The organism is Azospira sp. MPR-LB4 (assembly GCF_058809525.1).
The window spans coordinates 3,654,559-3,674,714 of record NZ_CM179521.1; the positions used below are offsets into that span (position 1 = coordinate 3,654,559).

Annotated in this window: 20 protein-coding genes; 6 read left to right on the forward strand and 14 right to left on the reverse strand. The window is 67.3% G+C overall.

Going from position 1 to position 20,156, the window contains the following annotated elements:
- Positions 1-26 precede the first annotated feature (26 nt).
- From AC3QLZ_RS17125 to AC3QLZ_RS17145, 5 genes are all read right to left on the reverse strand, one after another.
- The gene (locus AC3QLZ_RS17125; RefSeq protein WP_014237124.1) at positions 27-740 is read right to left on the reverse strand and encodes an ABC transporter ATP-binding protein; all 714 of its coding nucleotides are present in this window, start codon (positions 738-740) and stop codon (positions 27-29) included.
- Positions 740-1,522, reverse strand: coding sequence for an ABC transporter ATP-binding protein (locus AC3QLZ_RS17130; protein ID WP_014237125.1), 783 nt, complete (start codon positions 1,520-1,522; stop codon positions 740-742). The genes AC3QLZ_RS17125 and AC3QLZ_RS17130 overlap by 1 nt, the downstream gene beginning before the upstream one ends.
- Positions 1,519-2,382, reverse strand: coding sequence for a branched-chain amino acid ABC transporter permease (locus tag AC3QLZ_RS17135; RefSeq protein ID WP_014237126.1), 864 nt, complete (start codon positions 2,380-2,382; stop codon positions 1,519-1,521). The genes AC3QLZ_RS17130 and AC3QLZ_RS17135 overlap by 4 nt, the downstream gene beginning before the upstream one ends.
- Positions 2,382-3,263 carry a branched-chain amino acid ABC transporter permease gene (locus AC3QLZ_RS17140; protein WP_014237127.1) on the reverse strand — a complete coding sequence of 294 codons (882 nt, stop codon included), beginning with the start codon at positions 3,261-3,263 and terminating at the stop codon, positions 2,382-2,384. Before AC3QLZ_RS17140 ends, AC3QLZ_RS17135 begins: the two co-directional genes overlap by 1 nt.
- An 87-nt stretch (positions 3,264-3,350) precedes the next feature.
- Positions 3,351-4,505, reverse strand: a complete 1,155-nt coding sequence (locus AC3QLZ_RS17145; protein ID WP_014237128.1) for an ABC transporter substrate-binding protein — start codon at positions 4,503-4,505, stop codon at positions 3,351-3,353.
- Between the two features lie 504 nt (positions 4,506-5,009).
- Here AC3QLZ_RS17145 and AC3QLZ_RS17150 point away from each other — a divergent pair.
- The gene (locus AC3QLZ_RS17150) at positions 5,010-5,417 is read left to right on the forward strand and encodes an FKBP-type peptidyl-prolyl cis-trans isomerase (RefSeq protein ID WP_014237129.1); all 408 of its coding nucleotides are present in this window, start codon (positions 5,010-5,012) and stop codon (positions 5,415-5,417) included.
- A gap of 91 nt (positions 5,418-5,508) precedes the next feature.
- Here AC3QLZ_RS17150 and arfB read toward each other — a convergent pair whose 3' ends face one another.
- The 8 genes from arfB to AC3QLZ_RS17190 all read right to left on the reverse strand — a co-directional run bounded on the left by arfB (position 5,509) and on the right by AC3QLZ_RS17190 (position 13,268).
- Complete coding sequence (arfB, locus tag AC3QLZ_RS17155) at positions 5,509-5,907, reverse strand: alternative ribosome rescue aminoacyl-tRNA hydrolase ArfB (RefSeq protein ID WP_014237130.1); 399 nt, start codon at positions 5,905-5,907, stop codon at positions 5,509-5,511.
- 135 nt (positions 5,908-6,042) lie between these two features.
- Complete coding sequence (locus AC3QLZ_RS17160) at positions 6,043-6,852, reverse strand: MetQ/NlpA family ABC transporter substrate-binding protein (RefSeq protein ID WP_014237131.1); 810 nt, start codon at positions 6,850-6,852, stop codon at positions 6,043-6,045.
- Positions 6,853-6,898: 46 nt separating this feature from the next.
- Positions 6,899-7,474 (reverse strand): cupin domain-containing protein, encoded by a 576-nt coding sequence (locus AC3QLZ_RS17165; RefSeq protein ID WP_014237132.1) that lies wholly within the window; start codon positions 7,472-7,474, stop codon positions 6,899-6,901.
- A 256-nt stretch (positions 7,475-7,730) separates the two neighbouring features.
- Complete coding sequence (locus AC3QLZ_RS17170) at positions 7,731-8,534, reverse strand: MetQ/NlpA family ABC transporter substrate-binding protein (RefSeq protein ID WP_014237133.1); 804 nt, start codon at positions 8,532-8,534, stop codon at positions 7,731-7,733.
- Between the two features lie 250 nt (positions 8,535-8,784).
- Entirely contained in the window at positions 8,785-9,483 is a 699-nt protein-coding gene (locus AC3QLZ_RS17175) for a methionine ABC transporter permease (protein WP_014237134.1), read from the reverse strand.
- Positions 9,476-10,312: a methionine ABC transporter ATP-binding protein gene (locus AC3QLZ_RS17180; protein ID WP_014237135.1), complete on the reverse strand. Its 837-nt coding sequence runs from the start codon at positions 10,310-10,312 to the stop codon at positions 9,476-9,478. The genes AC3QLZ_RS17175 and AC3QLZ_RS17180 overlap by 8 nt, the downstream gene beginning before the upstream one ends.
- A gap of 294 nt (positions 10,313-10,606) precedes the next feature.
- Positions 10,607-12,196: a fatty acid--CoA ligase gene (locus AC3QLZ_RS17185; protein WP_014237136.1), complete on the reverse strand. Its 1,590-nt coding sequence runs from the start codon at positions 12,194-12,196 to the stop codon at positions 10,607-10,609.
- A gap of 130 nt (positions 12,197-12,326) precedes the next feature.
- Positions 12,327-13,268, reverse strand: coding sequence for a LysR family transcriptional regulator (locus AC3QLZ_RS17190; RefSeq protein WP_014237137.1), 942 nt, complete (start codon positions 13,266-13,268; stop codon positions 12,327-12,329).
- A 164-nt stretch (positions 13,269-13,432) separates the two neighbouring features.
- Between AC3QLZ_RS17190 and AC3QLZ_RS17195 the strand changes: the two genes are divergently transcribed.
- The 3 genes from AC3QLZ_RS17195 (at position 13,433) to AC3QLZ_RS17205 (ending at position 15,744) form a co-directional block, all read left to right on the forward strand.
- Complete coding sequence (locus AC3QLZ_RS17195; RefSeq protein WP_014237138.1) at positions 13,433-14,032, forward strand: FMN-dependent NADH-azoreductase; 600 nt, start codon at positions 13,433-13,435, stop codon at positions 14,030-14,032.
- Between the two features lie 134 nt (positions 14,033-14,166).
- Positions 14,167-15,084, forward strand: a complete 918-nt coding sequence (locus AC3QLZ_RS17200) for a pirin family protein (protein ID WP_014237139.1) — start codon at positions 14,167-14,169, stop codon at positions 15,082-15,084.
- A 153-nt stretch (positions 15,085-15,237) separates the two neighbouring features.
- Positions 15,238-15,744, forward strand: a complete 507-nt coding sequence (locus AC3QLZ_RS17205; protein ID WP_014237140.1) for a DUF2242 domain-containing protein — start codon at positions 15,238-15,240, stop codon at positions 15,742-15,744.
- 218 nt (positions 15,745-15,962) lie between these two features.
- Here AC3QLZ_RS17205 and AC3QLZ_RS17210 read toward each other — a convergent pair whose 3' ends face one another.
- A complete protein-coding gene (locus AC3QLZ_RS17210; protein WP_014237141.1) occupies positions 15,963-16,358 on the reverse strand; it encodes a phasin family protein in 396 nt (131 codons plus the stop codon).
- Positions 16,359-17,005: 647 nt separating this feature from the next.
- Here AC3QLZ_RS17210 and dinB point away from each other — a divergent pair.
- Together dinB and AC3QLZ_RS17220 are read left to right on the forward strand one after the other, a co-directional pair.
- Positions 17,006-18,169 carry a DNA polymerase IV gene (gene dinB / locus AC3QLZ_RS17215; RefSeq protein ID WP_014237142.1) on the forward strand — a complete coding sequence of 388 codons (1,164 nt, stop codon included), beginning with the start codon at positions 17,006-17,008 and terminating at the stop codon, positions 18,167-18,169.
- A 220-nt stretch (positions 18,170-18,389) separates the two neighbouring features.
- Positions 18,390-20,120, forward strand: a complete 1,731-nt coding sequence (locus tag AC3QLZ_RS17220) for a nitrite reductase (RefSeq protein WP_014237143.1) — start codon at positions 18,390-18,392, stop codon at positions 20,118-20,120.
- The last annotated feature ends 36 nt before the right edge of the window (positions 20,121-20,156 follow it).

Here is a 20,156-nt window from a genome sequence, read left to right on the forward strand (position 1 = left end):
CTGTCGGCCACTCCCGCTCGGGCGTGTCAGCCGCCCAGGTAGGCTTCTTCCACCTTGGGGTTGGCCAGCAGGTTGGCGCCGGAATCGGCCAGCACGATCTTGCCGGTCTCGATGACGTAGCCGTGCTTGGCGATCTTCAGGGCCTGGCGCACGTTCTGCTCCACCAGCAGGATGGTGAGGCCGCGGCGGTTGATCTCCACCAGGATGCGGAAGATTTCCTGCACCACGATGGGGGCCAGGCCCATGGAGGGCTCGTCCAGCAGCAGGAGTTTGGGCTTGGCCATGAGGGCCCGGCCGATGGCCAGCATCTGCTGCTCGCCGCCGGAAAGGTTGCCGGCGAACTGCTGGGAGCGTTCCTTGAGGCGGGGGAAGAGCTGGTACACCTCTTCCATGGAGGCGGGGATGCCCTCCTTGTCCTGCCGGGTGTAGGCGCCCAGCTGCAGGTTTTCCTCCACCGTCAGGGTGGTGAGGATGGCCCGGCCTTCGGCCACCTGCACCAGGCCCCGCTCGACGATCTGGTGGGCGGGCAGGCGGGAGATGTCTTCGCCCTGGAATTCGATCTTGCCCCGGGTGGGCTTGATGAGGCCGGAGAGGGCCAGCAGGGTGGTGCTCTTGCCGGCGCCGTTGGCCCCCACCAGGGCGGTGATCTCGCCCTCGTTGAGGTGGAAGTCCAGGCCCTTGACGGCCTCGATGTGGCCGTAGGCCACGGCCAGGTCGTGTACGCGCAGAAGTACGCTCATTACTCGTCCTCCTTGCCCAGGTAGGCCTCGATCACGTCCGGGTTGTTGCGCACTTCGTCCGGCGTGCCTTCGGCGATGATGCGGCCGAAGTTGAGCACGGCGATGCGGTCGCACAGGCCCATGACGAAGCGCATGTCGTGCTCGATCATGAAGACGCCGTAGCCCCGGTTGCGGATGTTGTTGATCTCTTCCATGAGGATGGTCTTTTCCGACGGGTTCATGCCGGCCACCGGCTCGTCCAGCAGCAGCAGCTTGGGTTCCGTCGCCAGGGCCCGGGCGAATTCCAGCTTGCGCTGGTCGCCGTAGGAAAGGTTGTCGGCCAGCATGTCGGCCTTGTGGTCCAGACCCACCCAGGAGAGCAGCTCCAGGGCCCGTTCCCGGGCCTTCTTCTCGGCAGCGCGGCAGGCCGGGCTGTTGAGGAAGATGCCGAAGCCGCCGTAGTTGAGGTGGTCGTGCATGCCCACCATGACGTTTTCCAGCAGGTCCATTTCCTTGAAGATGCGGATGTTCTGGAAGGTGCGGGCGATGCCCTGGTGGGTGATGCGGTGGGGCTCCAGGCCGATCAGGGTCTGGCCCTGGAAGTCGATCTGGCCGGCGCTGGGGGTGAGCAGGCCGGTGATGAGGTTGAACACCGTGGTCTTGCCGGCGCCGTTGGGGCCGATGAGGCCGTAGATGCTGCCGGCGGGCACTTCGAAGCTGACGTCCTGCAGCACGTGCAGGCCGCCGAAATGCTTGCCGACGTTACGGATGGAAAGCAGATTGGGTTGCTGGGGGGCGTTCATGCCTGACCTCCCTTGAGACGCTTGAAGAAGGCACGGATGCGGCGGGATTCCCACAGGCCCTTGGGCAGGAACAGCACCACCAGCACCAGCACGGCGCCGTTCACCAGGGAACGGAAGTCCTGCAGAGAGCGCAGCAGTTCCGGCAGCAGGGTCAGGATGGAGGAGCCGAGCATGGGGCCGATGAGGCTGGAGGTACCGCCCAGCACCGCCATGGTGAGGATGTCCACGGCGTTTTCGAAGCCATATTCCCGGGGGCTGATGAAGAAGGTGAAGTGGGCGTTGAGGGCCCCGGCCACGCCGGCGATGAAGGCGCCGAGGGAGAAGGCCAGCAGCTTGTAGCGGTCCACGTTGATGCCCATCAGGCGGGCGGCCACCTCGTCTTCCTTGATGGCCTCGAAGGCGCGGCCCACCTTGGAGCGGCGCAGCCGGGCCAGGCCATAGACGGCCACCGCCAGGATCAGGGCGATGTGCCAGCCTTCGGTGGCCAGGGGAATGCCGTTGAGGCCTTCGGGGCCGCCGGTGATCTCCAGGTTGAGCACGGTGATGCGCACCACCTCGCCGAAGGCCAGGGTGGCCATGGCCAGGTAGACGCCGGACAGCCGCAGCACCGGGGCGCCGATGATCAGGGCCACCAGGGTCGGGGCAATGCCGCCGGCCAGCAGCACGCTGCCGAAGGACCACTCCAGATGCAGGGTGAGCAGGGCCGAGACGTAGGCGCCGACGCCCATGAAGGCGGCGTTGGCCAGGGACAGGAGGCCGCAGGAAAGGGTCAGCCAGATGGAGAGGGCCAACAGGGCGTGGACGCCCACCGAGAACACCAGGGTGCTGTAGGTGGACCAGAAGTCATTGAACCATTCCATCACGCTTTCCTTTCCAGCTTGCGCCCGAACAGCCCGGAAGGCCGCACCAGCAGGATCAGGAAGAGCAGGCCGAAGGCCACCGCGTCGCCCATCTGGCTCGACAGGTAGGCCTTGCTGATGACCTCGGCGAAGCCCAGGAAGAGGCCGCCGATGAGGGCGCCGCGGATGTCGCCCATGCCGCCGAGGATGATCACGGCGATGCCCTTGTGCAGCATGGGCTGGCCCATGAAGGGGGTGATGGCGTTGAAGTTGAGGCCGATCAGCACCCCGGCGATGCCGCCCAGGGCGGCGGCGACGAAGGAGGTGATGTGGAACAGGCCTTCCACGTTGATGCCCAGCAGATAGGCGGCCTTGGGGGATTCGGCGATGGCCCGCAGGGCGCGGCCCAGCTGGGTGCGCTTCAAGATGGTGAACAGCACGGCCATGAGCAGGAAGGCGATGGCGACGATGGCGATTTCCAGAGCCCGCACATGGACGTCGCCGACCATGAATTCGCCGGCCGGCATGACGTCCTCGGGGAAGCGCAGCACCTCGGCGCCGAACAGGCCCTGGGCAGCGCTGGTGAGCATGATGCCGACACCGATGGTGGCGATCATGGGAATCAGGTGGGGGGCGTTGCGGGCGCGCAGGGGCTTCAGCACCAGCACGTCCACCAGCAGGCCGATGGTGCCGCTGACCACCATGGCGCCGAGCATGGCCACCCACAGGGGGGCGTTGAGGTGGCTGACCATGGCCAGGGCGGCGTAGCTGCCGACCATGAACACCGCTCCGTGGGAGAGGTTGATCACCGCCAGCACGCCGAACACCAGGGTGAAACCCAGGGCGAACAGCGCGTAGACGCTGCCGAGCGTCAGGGCGTTGAGGAGTTGTTGTTCAAGCATGGGGAAATTCCAGTTGCAAATGCAATGCGGGGCAGACTTTCATCGGCCCCGCATTGGTGGGTAAGACAGGCTTACGCGGACAGTCGCTTACTTGCCGTCGAAGGCGGTGAACTTGCCACCCTTGACCACGTAGATGAAGGGCTTCTGATCCGCATCCCAGCCGCCCGGCTTGCCGGACTTGGTGACGGCGGGACGGAACTTGAAGGGGCCGGTGGCGCCGTTGATGGTGGCCTTGGGCAGGGCGTTCTTCAGGGCTTCCCGGTCGGCGGCGATGTCGCCGGAGAGCTTCACTTCCTGCAGGGCGGCGGCGGCCACGTGCAGGGCGTCGAAGGCCTGGGCGGCGAACTGGTTGGGCTCGGCGTTGTACTTCTTCACGTAGGCAGCGACGAAGGCCTTGTTGGCGGGCGCCGGGTTGGTGTTGGACCAGGGGCTGCCGACGAAGGTGCCTTCACCAGCCAGCTTGGAGATCTCGAACAGCTTGGGGGAATTGAAGCCGTTGCCGCCGATGAAGGGCACCTTGATGCCCAGGCCCCGGGCCTGCAGCATGATGTTGGCGGCTTCTTCGGCCAGACAGGAACAGATCACCGCATCCGGGTTGGAGGCCTTGATCTTGGTCAGCTGGGCCTTGAAGTCCACGTCGCCCTTGACGTAGGTCTCGGTGGTGGTGACGGGCAGCTTCTGGTCTTCCAGCACCTTCTTGAAGACGTCGTAGCCGCTCTTGGTGAAGGCGTCGTCGTTACCGTAGATGACGGCGACCTGCTTCAGCTTGTAGTGCTTGGTGGCGGTGGCCACGGTCACCGGCAGCACGTCCGATTCCATGACGGAGTTGCGGAAGACGTAGGGGCCGATGTCGGTGATGCCGTTGGCGGTGACGGAGGTACCGAAGACCACGGTCTTGGCGCCGTTGGCCACGGGGCCGGCGGCGAACATGGAGTTGGACAGGGTGGGGCCGAAGACCATCAGCACCTTGTCCTGGAAAATCAGCTTCTTGAAGACGTTGATGCCTTCTTCCTTCTTGCCCTGCTCGTCCTCGACGACCAGCTGGATCTTGTTGCCGTTCACACCGCCCTTGGCGTTGATTTCATCGGCAGCCAGCTGGAAGCCGTTGCGGATGGCGACGCCGTACTGGGCGGCACCGCCGGTGAGGGCGGCGGCCACGCCGATCTTGATGTCGGCGGCCTGGGCCAGGCCGGCGGCGGCGAGGGCGCCAACCAGAACGAGGGATTTGGGCAGGAAGCGCATAGTTTCTCCAGTGAATTCTGTTTTTGATTCGTACCAATGCGTCGGGCCGGGCCGGCGGGCCCGGGCGGAACGCCTGTCGATATCGGCGCCGGTGCGGCAATGCCCGCCTTTTGGGCGCGGCGCTTGCCTGGCCGGCACAGGTTTCTCGTAACCTGCGCCCAGGCCCGGGCTGGGAAGCTTGTGGTTCCAGCCTGTCCTGGTTTGACCGGGTTCCCCGTTGGGTGGGCGGCGGCGGGACGAATCCCGGGCAGCCCATGCGAAATGGGGAGGAAACCATCAATTATACCGGCTCCGGGCCCTCCGGCGTCAGTACGTGGAAACCCGCAGGGGCGAACGGTGCCGGAATCCGCAAGTGCCCGGCTCATGGCCGAGTGCTCCGGACTGGCGCCGCATGGCGGCTGGCGGCCTATAATCGGGCGCTGCATACCGCTTCCGGCCCCGCCTGAATGCTGCTCGGCCGGCCCGGTATGCATTCGGCCTTTCGCTCAAACTGATGGAGAAATCATGCAACTGTGGCAAAAACTCATGCTGACCGCCGTGGCGGCCCTGGCTGCCGCCGGCGTCCAGGCGGGCGCCCCGGAAAAGACCCCTTCCGGCCTGGTCTATGAATCCCTCAAGGACGGCAGCGGCGAAAAGGCTGCCCCCGAACTGACGGTGCAGGTGCACTACCGGGGCACCCTGGCCAACGGCAGCGAGTTCGACAGCTCCTACAAGCGGGGCCAGCCCGCCACCTTCCCCCTCAACCGGGTCATTCCCTGCTGGACCGAGGGCGTCTCCAAGATGCGCGAAGGCGGCAAGGCCCGCCTCACCTGCCCGCCGGAAATCGCCTATGGCTCCCGCGGCGCCGGCAGCGCCGTGCCGCCCAACGCCACCCTGACCTTCGAGGTGGAACTGCTCAAGGTGATCCGCTAATCCTTGGCGGATGCGGGACCCGGGCGCCACACAGCGCGCCCCGGCCCGGGGCGTCCGCCCCGCGCGGACTTTCCCTGTTTTCCCCTTTTCCCTACTCGCTGACCCGGCCCCGTTGCAGTTTCACCAGGCCCCGCTTGACCTTGCTGTCCACCCGCTTGCGCTGGGAGCTGCGGCTGGGTTTGGTGGGACGGCGCTGGGCGGGGACGAAGGCCGCGGCGGCGATCATTTCCCGCAGCCGCACCAGGGCGTCTTCCCGGTTGCGTTCCAGGCTGCGGTGCTTCTGGGCCTTGATGACGATGACGCCGTCGCTGCTGAGGCGCTGGTCGCGCCGGGCCAGCAGCCTGGCCTTGATCTCTTCGGGCAGGGACGAGGCGCCCACGTCGAAGCGCAGGTGCACCGCGTTGGAGACCTTGTTCACATTCTGGCCGCCGGCGCCCTGGGCGCGGATGGCGACGATTTCCACTTCGCTTTCGTTGAGGGTGATGCTCACAGCTGAATCCTTGGGGCGGGGGGCAGGTCGGCATTTTCCCCCATTCTGCGCCAATCCGCCGCCAGCCCGTTGCCGGGCCGCCATGAAAAAGGGCCACCCCGGGGTGGCCCTTTGCTTTGGCGCGGGGCGCCGGCCTCACTGCAGGTAGGCGGGGCGGGCGTAGCCCTGGAAGTGCTTGTCCAGCACGGCCTTGTATTCGGGGGACTTGAAGGCGGCGACGATGTCCTGGGTCCAGGGCTTGTGCTGGTCTTCCGCCTTCACCGCCACCACGTTGAGATAGTGGTCGGGGGTATTTTCCAGGGCGATGGCTTCGCTCAGCTTGAGGCCGGAGGCGATGGCAAAGTTGCCGTTGATGACGACGAAGGCGGCATCGTCCAGGGTGCGGGGCAGCTGGGCGGCCTCGATGGGGGTCAGCTTCAGCTTGTGGGGGTTCTCCGCCACGTCCTTCTCGGTGGCCTTGAGGGGATCGGTGCCCGGCTTCACCTTGAGCAGGCCGTTCTGTTCCAGGAACACCAGGGCCCGGGCCAGGTTGGAAGGATCGTTGGGCAGGGTGATGCGGTCGCCGTCCTTCAGTTCCTTGAGGCTGGCGCGCTTCTTGGAATAGAGGCCGAGGGGGGCGATCGGGGCCTTGATCACGTCCACCAGGTTGAGGCCCTTGTCGGCGGCGAATTTCTTCAGGTAGATGACGTGCTGGAACAGGTTGGCGTCCAGGGAGCCCTGGGCCAGGGCCAGGTTGGGCTGCACGTAGTCGTTGAATTCCACCAGCTTCACGCTGTAGCCCTTCTTTTCCAGGATGGGCTTGATGCCCAGCTTCAGCTGGTCGAAGTTGGGGCCGGCGGTGGCGCCGAGGGTCAGGTTTTTCTTCTCCTGGGCCAGGGCGCCCGGGGCGGCGGCGGCCAGGCCCAGGGAGAGGGCGGCGGCCAGCAGGGTGTGGATGATTTTCATGGCAATGGCTCCGGTGGGGATGGTTGGGGTTGTTTTCTACGTTGGCTCAGTGGCTGTCGGTGCCGGCCTGCAGCAGGCCCAGCAGGGCGGGGTCGGCCTGGCGCCCGGTGTAGTCGGCGACCCACTGCTTCTCCCGGGAAAAGAGGCGCAGGGCCTTGAGCCCAGGGTCAGGGCCGAGGGCGAACCAGTGTTCGGTGCCGGCGGGGACTTCCAGGTAATCGCCGGGGCCCGCTTCCAGCAGCACCTGGCTGCCATCCGCCCGGACCACGCCGAAGTAGCCGGTGCCGGCCAGGATGTAGCGCACCTCGTGGTCCGTATGGGTATGGACCTGGGCGAACTGCTGGCGCAGGCGGGGCAGCTCGGGCAGGTCGGCGTGGAAGGCCACCAGGTCCCGGCCGGCGCCGACGGGGGCCTGCACGGCCTGGCCCAGGCTGGCATCGAGGTATTGCAGCAGCTGGGCCTGTTGCGCCGGGTCCAGTTCGGGCCGGGCCAGCAGGGCGGCGGTTTGCGGGTCCCGGGGCAGGGGCAGGTGGCGCAGGGTCAGGCCCAGGCTGCGGGCGAGGGCGTTGACGGTGGCCGGGTCGGCTTCGTACTTGCCATCGGGGGTGAACAGGCGTGCCATGCCGGGGCTCCAGTGGTTGCGGGCGGGGGCCGATCGCGGCGATCGGGCCCCACGCCGGAAGTGAGGATGGGAGCCACTTTAGGGAATCGCCGGCACCGGCGGAAATACCGATTGGTGGGGTCGATATGCGGCGGCGGAATATGGGGCAGGGGACGCGCCCGACCAGAGGGGCGGCGGATGGCGACGGCCAAGAAAAAGGCCGCCCGGAGGCGGCCTGTGGCGGGGCAGTTAGGCCGGCTTGGGGCCGGCTGTCCGCTTACTGCCAGTAGTTGGGGCGGGCGTAGCCCTGGAAGTGCTTGTCCAGCACGGCCTTGAATTCGGCGGACTTGAAGGCGGCGACGATGTCCTGGGCCCAGGCCTTGTTCTGGTCTTCGGTCTTCACCGCCACCACGTTGAGGTAGTGGTCCGGGGTCTTTTCCAGGGAGATGGCTTCGCTCAGCTTGAGGCCGGAGGCGATGGCGAAGTTGCCGGGCACCACCACCAGACCGGCGTCGTCCAGGGTGCGGGGCAGCTGGGCGGCTTCGATGGGGGTCAGCTGCAGCTTGCGCGGGTTCTCCGCCACGTCCTTCTCGGTGGCCTTGAGGGCGTCGATGCCGGCCTTGACCTTGATCAGGCCGTTCTGCTCCAGGAAGTGCAGGGCCCGGGCCAGGTTGGAGGGATCGTTGGGCAGGGTGACGCGGTCGCCGTCCTTGACGTCCTTGAGGCTCTTGGCCTTCTTGGAGTAGAGGCCCATGGGGGCCACCGGCACCTTGACCACGTCGGTCAGGTTGAGGCCCTTGTCGGCGGAAAACTTCTTCAGGTAGATGACGTGCTGGAAGACGTTGGCGTCCAGGGAACCCTGGGCCAGGGCCAGGTTGGGCTGCACGTAGTCGTTGAATTCCACCAGCTTCACGCTGTAGCCCTTCTTTTCCAGGATGGGCTTGATGCCCAGCTTGACCTGGTCGAAGTTGGGGCCGGCGGTGGCGCCGATGGTCAGGTTCTTCTTCTCCTGCGCGAAGGCGGGAGCCGCCGCCAAGCCCAGGGCCAGACCGGCAACGAGGAGGGAACGGATCAGTTTCATGTGTTTGGACTCCGTAGTTGGGGGTGAATCAAAAGGCGTTGCCACAGAGGACACAGAGATCACAGAGGGTGTTCGTCCTCCGCTTTGCAGCCTGGACTGAACTTGAAAGGGCGGCTGATCTGGCAGCCAATAGAGACGGACTTCTCAGCCGTTCCATCGTGGAAAATGGCGTCCCTATTGCCTCCCAAGCCTATCGCCTTTTGCCTTTTCTCTGTGCTCTCTGTGTCCTCTGTGGCTTAGGTTTTAAGGTCTAGCGCTTATCCACACGCCGCGCCAGCCATTGGCCGAAGAACTGGATGCCCTGCACCAGCACCACCAGCAGGACGATGGTGATCAGCATCACATCGGTCTGGAAGCGGTAGTAGCCGTAGCGGATGGCCAGGTCGCCGATGCCGCCGCCGCCCACCACGCCGGCCACGGCGGAGTAGGAGAGGAAGCTGACGGCGGTGATGGTGACCGCCAGGATCAGGCCGGAACGGGCTTCCACCAGCAGCACCTGGGTGACGATCTGCAGGGGCGAGGCGCCCATGGCCTCGGCCGCCTCGATGACGCCCCGGGGCACGTCGCGCAGGGTCTGCTCGATGATGCGGGCGAAATAGAAGATGGCGGCCAGGGATAAAGGCACGCTGGCGGCCAGGGGGCCGATGGAGGTGCCGACGATGTGCCGGGTGAAGGGCGACACCGCCACCAGCAGGATGATGAAGGGGAAGGAGCGGAAGACGTTGATGAAGCCGTTGGCCACCAGGTTGAAGCGGCGGTAACGGCCCAGCACCTGGCCGGGGGAGGTGAGGAAGACCAGGATGCCGAGGGCGCCGCCGACGATGACGGCGGCGGTGAGGCAGATCAGCATCATCAGGCCGGTCTCGCCGGCGGCCTTGCCGATTTCCGGCAGCAGTTCGATGAAGGTGTCGAGGATGGTGGGCACGGGGGCCAGGGTTTCATCAGCCATGGGCGGCCTCGCTCAGCAGGTGTTGGGGGGCGGGGTCGGCGGCGGCTTCCTCGGCGTCGCCTTCGGCATCGCCGTATTCGCGCAGCCACTGGGCCAGCTGGGAATCAGGCGGGATGCGGCCGTTGGCGATGGTCAGGCGCTCCACGATCTGCCCCGCTTCCATGACGGAAACCCGGTGGCAGAGGCGGCGGATGACGCCCATCTCGTGGCTCACCAGCAGGATGGTGACGCCCAGGCGGCGGTTCACGTCGGCCAGCACTTCCAGCAGGGACTGGGTGGTGCGGGGGTCCAGGGCCGAGGTGGGCTCGTCCGCCAGCAGCACGTGGGGCTCCGGGGCCAGGGCCCGGGCGATGGCGACGCGCTGCTTCTGGCCGCCGGAAAGCTGGGCCGGATAGACCCCGGCCTTCTCGGAAAGGCCGACGAATTCCAGGCAGGTCTTCACCCGCTCGTTGATGCGGGCCTCGTCGGCCCCGGCGATGCGCAGGGGGAAGGCCACGTTGTCGGCCACGGTGCGGTTATGCAGCAGGTTGAAGTGCTGGAAGATCATGCCGATGCGCTGGCGGGCGGTGCGCAGGTCGGCGGGGGAGAGGGTCATCAGGTCCTGGCCGTGCACCACCACCTGGCCGGCGTCGGGGCGCTCCAGCAGGTTGGCCAGGCGCAGCAGGGTGGACTTGCCGGCGCCGGAGAAGCCGATGATGCCGTGGATTTCGCCCGGGGCCACGTCCAGGTCGGTGGGGTGCACGCCCACCTGCTGGCCGTCCGGGGTGCGGAAGCTTTTGCTGACTCCCCGCAGCGCCAGGGCGGGGGAATCGGTGTTTTGAGTTGTCATTATGGGAAAACGCTGTTCTGGATGGTTCGGGTCGTCGTCGGGCACCTTGGGACAGTCAGGCTCGCCGAAAGTGCCGCGGGCGCCGGCTGGCGGGGACTTGCGCCGGGCCGGGGGCCGGGCGGGAAGCGCGGCGCCAGGGAGGGGAAAACCGCAAAGGCGGAACTTTAGCCCTCGAACCGGGGGCTGACAAGCCGCTGAATGCTATGGATTTCCCGTAGCTGCCGTGTTTTTTCCCCTTTTCCGGTGCCGGGTTCCGGGGGGAAAGGCGCCATGCCCATCCCCGCCGGCCCCCACTTACCCCGCCTGACGCAGCAGGTGCTTCTGGATCTTGCCGCTGGTGGTCTTGGGCAGGGCCTCGATGAAGTGGTAGCGCCGGGGCCGCTTGTAGTGGGCCAGCCGGTCCCCCTCCAGGAGGAAGTGGTCCAGGGCCTCCTGGGTCAGGGTGGCGCCGGGCTTGGCCACCACGTGGGCGGCCACCACCTGGCCCCAGGTGTCGTCCGGCTCGCCCACCACCGCCACTTCCAGCACGCCGGGGTGTTCCACCAGGGCGTCTTCCACCTCCCGGGGATAGACGTTCTCGGCGCCGGAATTGATCATGTGGTCGATGCGGTCGCGGATCCACAGATAGCCTTCCTTATCCAGGCTGCCGAGGTCGCCGGTGTGGTACCAGCCAAAGGCCAGGGCCCGGGCGTTGGCCTCCGGGCGGTTGAGGTAGCCGCCCATCATGCAGGGCCCCCGCACCAGGATTTCGCCCACCTCGTCCGGAGCCGCCAGGTCGGCGGGGTCCGAAGGACTGCCGTCGGCCTTGACCCGGGCCACCAGCAGATCGTGGTTGAGGGAGGGCAGGCCGGCGGAACCGGCGTGGGAAAGCTGTTCGTGGGGATAGAGCACGGACATGCAGGGCCCCATTTCCGTGGTGCCGTAGATCTGCACCAGGCCGGCGCCCACCTTCTTGTCCCATTCCCGGATCAGGTGGGGCGCCATGGAGGCGCCGCCGTATTCCACCAGGCGCAGGCTGGAAAGGTCCCGGCTGGCCACGTCCGGGTGATGCAGGAGCAGGGTGACCATGGTGGGGGCGGCGAAGAAATGGGTCACCTTCTCCACCTCGGTCAGGCGCCAGGCCTCGCCGGCGTCGAAGCGGCGCAGCAGCACCTGGGTGGCCCCCAGCTGCAAGCGGGGCAGGAAGCTGGTGTGCAGCTCGGCGGTGTGGTTCAGGGGCGCCACCGCCAGGCCCACGTCCTCCCGGGAGAGGGTCATGGCCTGGTGCATCATGGCGTTGTGGGCCAGCTTGCTGCGGTGGGTGTGCAGCACGCCCTTGGGCCGGCCGGTGGTGCCGCTGGTGTACATGAGGATGCAGTTGTCGTTTTCCTCCACGATCACCGGCGGCAGGGTGGCGGGCTGGTGCCGCACCAGCTGGTCCAGCCTGGCGGTGGCGAAGGCGGGGGCTGCGTCAGAGTCGGCGTAGATCCAGTGGGCCGTGGGCACGCCATGCTCTCGCGCCTTTTCCACGACCTCGCAGCCTTCCTTCTCGAACAGCAGCACCTTGGCCTGGCCGTCCTCCAGGATGAAGGCCAGCTCCTGGGCCGCCAGGCGGTAGTTGATGGGATTGAAGACGGCTCCCACCCGGGCGGCGGCCAGCAGGGAAAAGACGAAGGCCGGGGTGTTGTAGAGGAAGGCGGCGACCACGTCGCCCTTCTGCACGCCCAGGGCGAGGAGGGCGTGGGCGTGGCGGTTCACCTCGGCGTTGAGCTGGGCGTAGGTCCACACCCGGCGCTGGGCCGGCGTGTCGTGATCGCCGCCCTCCCAGGCAATGAGGGCGGGCTTGTCGGGGAAGTAGCGGGCGGGCCAGGAAAGGGTGTCGCCCAGGGTCAGGCCGCGGCTCATGGGCGGACTCCGGCGGGGCGGTGGGACTTGGTGTGCATGGCGATGGGGCCCGGGAGGGGCGCGGCGGCATTGAACAGGCTGCCACTGTAGGGCCCGGCCCGCAGGGCTGTGAAATACCGCTTGTGTCTTTCTATATTCCGCCGCGGCCCGGGATCGGGTTATCCGGCACGTCCAGAGTCAGTCGCAGCATGTCGATGAAGGCGGCGGTGCGGGTGGGCAGCAGGCGCCGCCCCGGGGTGACGCACCAGACGGTGACGCAGGGCAGCTCCCATGCGGGCAGCAGGCGTTGCAGCTGGCCGCTTTCCACATAGGGGCGGGCGAAGCGGTGGGCCAGGCCGACGATGCCCATGCCGTGGGCCGCCAGGGTGCGCTGCATGCCCACCGAGTTGGCCGTCAGGGGGCCCGTGGGCAGGCCCTCCCAGCGCTCGTTGCCGCAGGAGAGGCGCCAGGGCTGGGCTTCGCCGTTGCTGGTGATGAGGCGCAGGCAGATGTGCTGCATCAGCTCGGCCGGGGCCCGGGGGGCGCCGTGGCGCTCGACGTAGGCCGGGCTGGCGTAGAGGCCGGAATGGAACCGGGTCAGGGGCCGGGCCACCAGGCTGGTGTCGTCCGGCAGCTGGCTGGCGACCCGCACCGCCAGGTCGAAGCGTTCCGCCAGCAGGTCCACCCGGCGCGGCGACAGGTCCAGTTCCAGGCGCACCGCCGGGTAGTGGGCGGCGAAGTCGATGAGGGCCGGGGCCAGGTCCAACTCGCCGAAGTCCGGCGGCATGGAAACCCGCAGCACGCCCTGGGGCGTGGCCTGGCGGTGCAGTGCCAGGGCGGCGGTGGCTTCGGTTTCCTCCAGCAGGCGGCGGGCGTGGTCCAGGATGCCTTCGCCGAATTCGGTGATGGCCAGGCGCCGGGTGCTGCGGGTCAGCAGCCGTTCCCCCAGGGTGGCCTCCAGGGCGGTGATGCGGCGGGAGAGGGTGGACTTGGGCAGGCCCACCCGCTCGGCGGCCTTGGAAAAACTGCCCGCTTCCATGATGCGGGCGAACAGCACCAGGTCGTTGGCGTCCAGCTTGAGGTCGGGGGTCATGGCGGGCTCCGGGCGTAAAGGGTCTGTTGTTGCATTGGTGGAACAATGATATCCATTTGAAGGGCTTCCGGTGCGTTATTGCGGGTAATAAAGTGCACTCAACGGTTCGCCGGAGCAGCATCCGCCAGCCCGGCCCCGCACCCCAACCCCACGGAGAAGCCATCATGAAAATCCTGCAGATCAACGCCAGCGCCCGTTCCGCCGGTGCCAATTCCACCCGCGTCGCCGATTCCATCACCGCCCGCCTGCAGGCCGCCCATCCCGGCACCCTGGTGGAAGTGCGGGACCTGGCCGCCAATCCCCATCCGGTGCTGGACGAGCCGGCCCTCTCCGCCCTGTTCACCCCCGCCGAGCAGCGCAGCCCCGAGCAGGCCGCCCGGGTGGCCCTGGACGACGCCCTCATCGCCCAGGTGCAGTCCGCCGACGCCATCGTGCTGGGTGTGCCCATGTACAACTTCGGCGTGCCGGTGCAGCTGAAGGCCTGGATCGATGCCATCGCCCGTGCCGGCGTCACCTTCCGCTACACCGAGAACGGTCCCCAGGGCCTGATCACCGGCAAGAAGGTGTACGTGGCCCTGGCCCGGGGCGGCCTCTACCGCAACACCCCGGCCGATTCCCAGGTGCCCTACCTGAAGAGCGTGCTGGCCTTCCTCGGCATGACCGACGTGGAATTCATCTACGCCGAGGGCCTGGCCATGGGGCCGGATGCCGCCGCCAAGGGCTTCGCCGAAGCCCAGGCCCAGATCGACGCCATCGCCGCCTGAGCCTGACGCTGCCGGTCCGGTCCCCTGCCTGCGGGCAACGGGCCTGGGCCGGCGCTGTCCACCGTTTAACCTGGGAGGCCCGTCCTCCCCGCCGCCGTCCCGCCCGGGATGCGGCTTCATCAGGAGTCCATGCCATGACCACTCTCCACCGCACTGCGCCGCCGGCCGCACCGGCTGCCGCCAACGCTGCCAATGCCGCCTCCCGGGCCGTGGAACGCCTGGTGCGGGGCATGGCCACTTCCGACGGGGCCGGCGTGCGCCTGACCCGGGTGCTGACCCAGAACCTGCAGCGCCGCCTCGATCCCTTCCTCATGCTCGACGCCTTCCGCAACGAAAACGCGGAGGACTACATCGGCGGCTTTCCCGACCATCCCCACCGGGGCTTCGAGACCGTCACCTACATGATCGCCGGCCGCATGCGTCACCACGACAGCGTCGGCAACGAGGGCCTGCTGGGCCCCGGCGGCGCCCAGTGGATGACCGCCGGCAGCGGCCTCATCCACTCCGAACTGCCGGAGCAGGAGGAGGGCCTGATGGAAGGCTTCCAGCTATGGCTCAACCTGCCGGCCAGGAACAAGATGGTGGCGCCCTACTACCGGGACATTCCGCCCGCCGCCATTCCCGAATACACCACCGCCGCGGGCGTGCGGGTGCGCATCATCGCCGGCGCCAGCCAGGGCGTGGCCGGGGCCGTGCAGCGCCCGGATACGGAGCCCCTCTACCTGGACATCCACCTGCCTGCCGGCAGCGCCCTGTTCCACGAGATTCCCGCCGGCCACAACGCCTTCACCTACACCTACCGGGGCAGCGTGGAGGTGGGCGGCAATGTGGTGCCCGACCGGCATATGGCCATCCTGGCCAACGACGGCGCCCCCGGCGTGCACCTGGCAGCGGCGGAGGATTCCCGCCTGCTGCTGGTGGCGGGCCGGCCCCTGGGCGAGCCCATCGCCCAGTACGGCCCCTTCGTCATGAACACGGCGGAGGAAATCCAGCAGGCCATGCGCGACTACAGCGCCGGCCATTTCGCCGCCGCCCCGGTGCGGGCCCTGTAGCTTTTCTCCTTCTCCCCTGGCAACGCCGCCTGCCTTGCGCCGGCGGCGTTTTTCTTTGGCGCCGCCATCGCCGGCGGGGCAGGCAAAAGGCATTAAAGGGGCGCAAAATTAGGGGGTGCGGGGCCGCCCGGCCCCGGCGGAAGGGAGAACGACATGAAACGATGCGCCCTCTTGCTGCTGCCCCTGCTGCTGGCCGCCTGCGGCGGTCCCGGCAGCTATGCGGAACGGGAGGATTTCCAGTCCGACCCGCGCCATCGCCGGGATTTCCCCACGGCGGCGGCGCCCCTGTGCGATGCGGCCCGGCGGGTCCTGCTGGGGGACGGCTACGTGGTGCTGCCCGGGCGCGATGCCCTGACCTTCAGCGGCGCCAAGGAATTCCGGGTGGACGACAAGGGCCACGCCCAGCTGCGCCTGCACCTGGCCTGCAGCGAGGCGCGGGGCGGCGCCACCCTGTTCGTCACCGCCACGGAAGAGCATTTCGACGTCAAGACCACCCGCCAGAGCACCAGCGTCGGCGTGCCCCTGGTGGCCCCCATTTCCTTCAGCAGCAGCACCGAGGGCGACAACCAGGTCAAGACCCGGGGCGAGACCGTGGCCGCCCGGGATTTCTACGAGCGCTTCTACCGGGCGGTGCAGCGGGAACTGGGCGGCCGCCAGTAAAGACGGGCAGGGAAGGGGGAAGGGAAGGGGGAAGGGAAGGGGCAGGAGCGCCGGTCCCATCCCCGGTGCGGGGCAGGGCAGGGCAGGGGCGGAGGCCGCAGCGGGTGTCGCGGCCCGGGGCGGGGGCGCCAAAACAAAAGGCCGAATCTCCAGGAGATCCGGCCGTCCTCATGGTCGAGCAAGCGCCGGACGAGGCCGGCGGGTCCCCCTATTTTTTATTATTTGATCGGCTTGCCCAGGCGGGTGACGGCGGCCACGGCGTGTTCCACCGTGGCGGCGACCTGCTGGCCCATGTCGGTGACCTGCTGCTGCACCCGGGCCTTGTGTTCCTGCTGGCTCATGGTGACGATCTGCTGGGCGTTCTGCAGGTAGGCCAGGGTCTGGCCCAGGACCGGCTGGGTGGCCTTGGTCTGCAGTTCCAGCACTTCCTGGGCCGACTTGGCGCCCATGACGCAGCGGGTGTGCTCGATGCCGTGTTCCAGCAGGGCGCGGGCGGTGTTGAGGTTGAGGTTGGCGAGACGTTCGATGCTGGCGAAGCTGCCGTGGGCCAGGTCCAGGGTGTTTTCCATATTGGTCTTGGTGACGGCCAGCAGATGGTTGTGCAGATTGATCATGTTATTACCCCTAGCGTTGTCTTATAAGTATCGGTGTCGATGTATCGAGCGGCGCCATCATAGCCACGGCAACCCTGCCTGGGACCCGGGTCGAGTCCCGGGAATGACCCTGGGGTCTCGCCTAGGTGAGAAGCCGGCGGGGATGTGTTAGCCCGGTGCCGCCCGTGCCTGCGGACGGTCCCGGCGCCGGTCGTCGCCCTCCGCGGCAGAGGGCGGGCGGGCCTGGCGGCGGAACCCTTTACCCCCGATGACAAAAGGGGCAAATGCATCTTACGCCCACTCTGGAAGCCAATGAATACGCCACTCTCCAGAGGTCATATGCCAAGAGTCCTACCGTAAGTGGCTTTCCGGGGAGGGGGTCTGTTAATGCCCATGGAATAAGCGCTGCCCGGCAGGTCCGATGAAATCAGGCATCTCCTTGGCGCTATTGGTGCGCTGCGACATGGGAACGGTGGCAGAGGCCAGGTGGCAGATGAAAGGCGACGTGGGACGGGCGGCGCGTCGGCAGGCCGGGGCAGCCTCTTAACGCCCCAGTCAATGTACTGTATATTTATACAGCCATGAAGGATGAGCCCTGCCCACTCCCTGACGATTCCCGTGCCCCGGTCCCGCCCGCCGACCTGCCCGCTGCCGCGGCCGGAACAGCGATGCCTGCCGCGGTGCTGCCCGAACGGCGCATCGCCCACCTGGACATGGACGCCTTCTTCGCCTCGGTGGAGCTGCTGCACTACCCGGAGCTGCGGGGCCGGCCGGTGGTGGTGGGCGGCCGTGCCGTGGACCGGCCCCGGCGCCAGGCCGACGGCAGCCTGCACTTCGCCCGCCTGCGGGACTACGTGGGGCGCGGCGTCATCACCACCTCCACCTACGAGGCCCGGGCCCTGGGCGTCTTTTCCGGCATGGGGCTGATGAAGGCGGCCCAGCTGGCGCCCGATGCCATCCTGCTGCCGGCCAACTTCGACGCCTACCGGGACTATTCGCGCCGCTTCAAGGCCGCCGTGGCGGCCATCGCGCCCTGTATCGAGGACCGGGGCATCGACGAGATCTACATCGACCTCAGCCACATCGAGGAGGCCACGCTGCCCCTGGCCCGGCGCCTGAAGGCGGCGGTGCTGGCCGCCACCGGCCTTACCTGCTCCATCGGCATCACGCCCAACAAGCTGCTGTCCAAGATCTGCTCCGACCTGGACAAGCCGGACGGAATCACCGTGCTCGGCATGGAGGAGGTGCCGACCCGCATCTGGCCCCTGGTGGCGAAGAAGATCAACGGCATCGGCCCCAAGGCCAACGAACGCCTGGGCCAGCTGGGCATCCACAGCATCGGTGACCTGGCGGCGGCTCCGCCGGAAATGCTGGTGCAGCACTTCGGCCGCAGCACCGGCGCCTGGCTGCACCGGGCCGCCCACGGCATCGACGAGCGGCCCCTGAGCACCTCCCGGGAGCCCAAGTCCATCAGCCGGGAAAGCACCTTCTCCCGGGACCTGCACGCCCGCCACGACCGGGCCGAACTGTCGGAAATCTTCACCGGCATGTGCCTGCGGGTGGCCGACGACCTGGCGCGCCAGGGCTACGTGGCCCGCACCATCGGCATCAAGCTGCGCTATGCGGACTTCCAGTCGGTGACCCGGGACCTCACCCTGGCCGTGCCCACCGCCGACGGGGCGGCGATCCGCAAGGCTGCCGGCGAATGCCTGAAGCGGGTGCCCCTGCAGCAGCGCCTCCGCCTGCTCGGAGTGCGGGCCAGTTCCCTGCTGCCGGCGGCGGCAGCGGCAGCCCTGCCAGCGCCCCTGGTCCAGGCCGAACTGCCCCTCTAGGGCCGGGGCGGCGTCCCCGTTTTTCGGGGGCGGCGATGGCCTTTTTTCGCGTCGCCGGGACCATGCCGGCGGGACAACCTTGACGCGCGTCAAGCCTGCATGGGGCGCGGAACCCAGCTGCCACCGTGACGCCCGATTCTATTGACCCTGATCAAAGTACGTTTTCTGCCGCTGAAGAAATTGGGGCCTCCTCACTCAATTTTTTCAGGAACAGGGAGCCATGAAAACGAAGCGTTTCAACCTACTCAGGCTGGCGGCCATTCCGGCCCTGGCCTTTGCCGTGCAGTTCGCCTTTGCCGGCACGCCGGAATCCCACGGCGACGCCACCATGCGGGACTACCAGGCCGGCGGCGGCTCGCCCCTGGCCAGCGTGCCCATGCACCAGGACATCAATCCCCTGGCGCCGAAGATGACCGAGGCCGAGTTCGAGAAGGCCAAGCGCATCTTCTTCGAGCGCTGCGCCGGCTGCCACGGCGTGCTGCGCAAGGGCGCCACCGGCAAGGCCCTGACGCCGGACCTGACCATCGCCAAGGGCCTGGAATACCTCAAGGTCTTCATCAAGTACGGCTCCGCCGGCGGCATGCCCAACTGGGGCACTTCCGGCGTCCTCAGTGACGACGAAGTGGACCTCATGGCCCGCTACATCCAGCAGACCCCGCCGGCGCCGCCCGAGTACGGCCTGAAGGAAATGGAAGCCAGCTGGAAGGTGATCGTGCCGGTGGAAAAGCGGCCGAAGAAGAAGCTCAACAACCTCAACCTGGACAACCTCTTCTCCGTCACCCTGCGCGATGCGGGCGAGATCGCCCTGATCGACGGCGACAGCAAGAAGATCGTCAGCATCCTCAACACCGGCTACGCGGTGCACATCTCCCGCATGTCCGCCTCCGGCCGCTACCTCTTCGTCATCGGCCGCGACGCCAAGATCAACCTGATCGACCTGTGGATGGAAAAGCCGGACACCGTGGCCGAGATCAAGGTGGGCATGGAAGCCCGCTCGGTGGAAAGCTCCAAGGCCAAGGGCTTCGAGGACAAGTACGCCATCGCCGGCACCTACTGGCCACCCCAATTCGTCATCATGGACGGCGATACCCTCAAGCCGCGCAAGATCGTCTCCACCCGGGGCATGACCGTGGGCACCCAGGACTACCATCCGGAACCCCGGGTGGCGGCCATCGTCTCCTCCCACTTCAATCCGGAATTCTTCGTGAACGTGAAGGAAACCGGGATGGTCTACTCGGTGGATTACCGCGATCTCAGCAACCTGAAGATCAAGATGATCGAGGCGGCGCCCTTCCTCCATGACGGCGGTTTCGAATCCACCCACCGCTACTTCATGGATGCGGCCAACGCCTCCAACAAGATCGCCGTCATCGACACCAAGGACGGCAAGCTGGCCAAGCTGGTGGACGTGGGCAAGACGCCGCACCCGGGCCGGGGCGCCAACTTCGTCGATCCCAAGTTCGGTCCCGTGTGGGCCACCGGCCACCTGGGCGACGATTCCATCTCCCTCATCGGCACCGACCCGGTGAAGCATGGCGACAACGCCTGGAAGGTGGTGCGCACCCTGAAGGGCCTGGGCGGCGGTTCCCTGTTCCTGAAGACCCATCCCAAGTCCAGGAACCTGTGGGTGGACACCACCCTCAATCCGGAAGCCAACATCAGCCAGTCCGTGGCGGTGTGGGACGTGAATAACCTGGACAAGGGTTACGAGCTGCTGCCCATCGGCGACTGGTCCGGCATCAAGGAAGGCCCCAAGCGCATCGTCCAGCCCGAGTACAACAAGGCCGGCGACGAAGTGTGGTTCTCCGTGTGGAACGGCAAGGACCAGGAATCGGCCATCGTCGTGGTGGACGACAAGACCCGCAAGCTGAAGGCCGTGATCAAGGACCCCAAGCTGGTGACGCCGACGGGCAAGTTCAACGTTTACAACACCCAGCACGATGTGTACTAATGGGGTCTAGCCTCTCCTGAAGCGGCATCCCAGGAA

Coding starts and splice junctions, on each gene's coding strand:
- AC3QLZ_RS17185 (WP_014237136.1), bottom strand. CDS start 12,196: ATGAGCCGCGGCCTGACCCTGGGCGACACCCTTTCCTGGCCCGCCCGC.
- AC3QLZ_RS17175 (WP_014237134.1), bottom strand. CDS start 9,483: ATGGCTGATGAAACCCTGGCCCCCGTGCCCACCATCCTCGACACCTTC.
- AC3QLZ_RS17195 (WP_014237138.1), top strand. CDS start 13,433: ATGAAAATCCTGCAGATCAACGCCAGCGCCCGTTCCGCCGGTGCCAAT.
- AC3QLZ_RS17170 (WP_014237133.1), bottom strand. CDS start 8,534: ATGAAACTGATCCGTTCCCTCCTCGTTGCCGGTCTGGCCCTGGGCTTG.
- AC3QLZ_RS17160 (WP_014237131.1), bottom strand. CDS start 6,852: ATGAAAATCATCCACACCCTGCTGGCCGCCGCCCTCTCCCTGGGCCTG.
- AC3QLZ_RS17150 (WP_014237129.1), top strand. CDS start 5,010: ATGCAACTGTGGCAAAAACTCATGCTGACCGCCGTGGCGGCCCTGGCT.
- AC3QLZ_RS17145 (WP_014237128.1), bottom strand. CDS start 4,505: ATGCGCTTCCTGCCCAAATCCCTCGTTCTGGTTGGCGCCCTCGCCGCC.
- AC3QLZ_RS17200 (WP_014237139.1), top strand. CDS start 14,167: ATGACCACTCTCCACCGCACTGCGCCGCCGGCCGCACCGGCTGCCGCC.
- AC3QLZ_RS17125 (WP_014237124.1), bottom strand. CDS start 740: ATGAGCGTACTTCTGCGCGTACACGACCTGGCCGTGGCCTACGGCCAC.
- AC3QLZ_RS17210 (WP_014237141.1), bottom strand. CDS start 16,358: ATGATCAATCTGCACAACCATCTGCTGGCCGTCACCAAGACCAATATG.
- AC3QLZ_RS17135 (WP_014237126.1), bottom strand. CDS start 2,382: ATGGAATGGTTCAATGACTTCTGGTCCACCTACAGCACCCTGGTGTTC.
- AC3QLZ_RS17140 (WP_014237127.1), bottom strand. CDS start 3,263: ATGCTTGAACAACAACTCCTCAACGCCCTGACGCTCGGCAGCGTCTAC.
- AC3QLZ_RS17165 (WP_014237132.1), bottom strand. CDS start 7,474: ATGGCACGCCTGTTCACCCCCGATGGCAAGTACGAAGCCGACCCGGCC.
- AC3QLZ_RS17130 (WP_014237125.1), bottom strand. CDS start 1,522: ATGAACGCCCCCCAGCAACCCAATCTGCTTTCCATCCGTAACGTCGGC.
- AC3QLZ_RS17220 (WP_014237143.1), top strand. CDS start 18,390: ATGAAAACGAAGCGTTTCAACCTACTCAGGCTGGCGGCCATTCCGGCC.
- dinB (WP_014237142.1), top strand. CDS start 17,006: ATGCCTGCCGCGGTGCTGCCCGAACGGCGCATCGCCCACCTGGACATG.
- AC3QLZ_RS17190 (WP_014237137.1), bottom strand. CDS start 13,268: ATGACCCCCGACCTCAAGCTGGACGCCAACGACCTGGTGCTGTTCGCC.
- AC3QLZ_RS17205 (WP_014237140.1), top strand. CDS start 15,238: ATGAAACGATGCGCCCTCTTGCTGCTGCCCCTGCTGCTGGCCGCCTGC.
- AC3QLZ_RS17180 (WP_014237135.1), bottom strand. CDS start 10,312: ATGACAACTCAAAACACCGATTCCCCCGCCCTGGCGCTGCGGGGAGTC.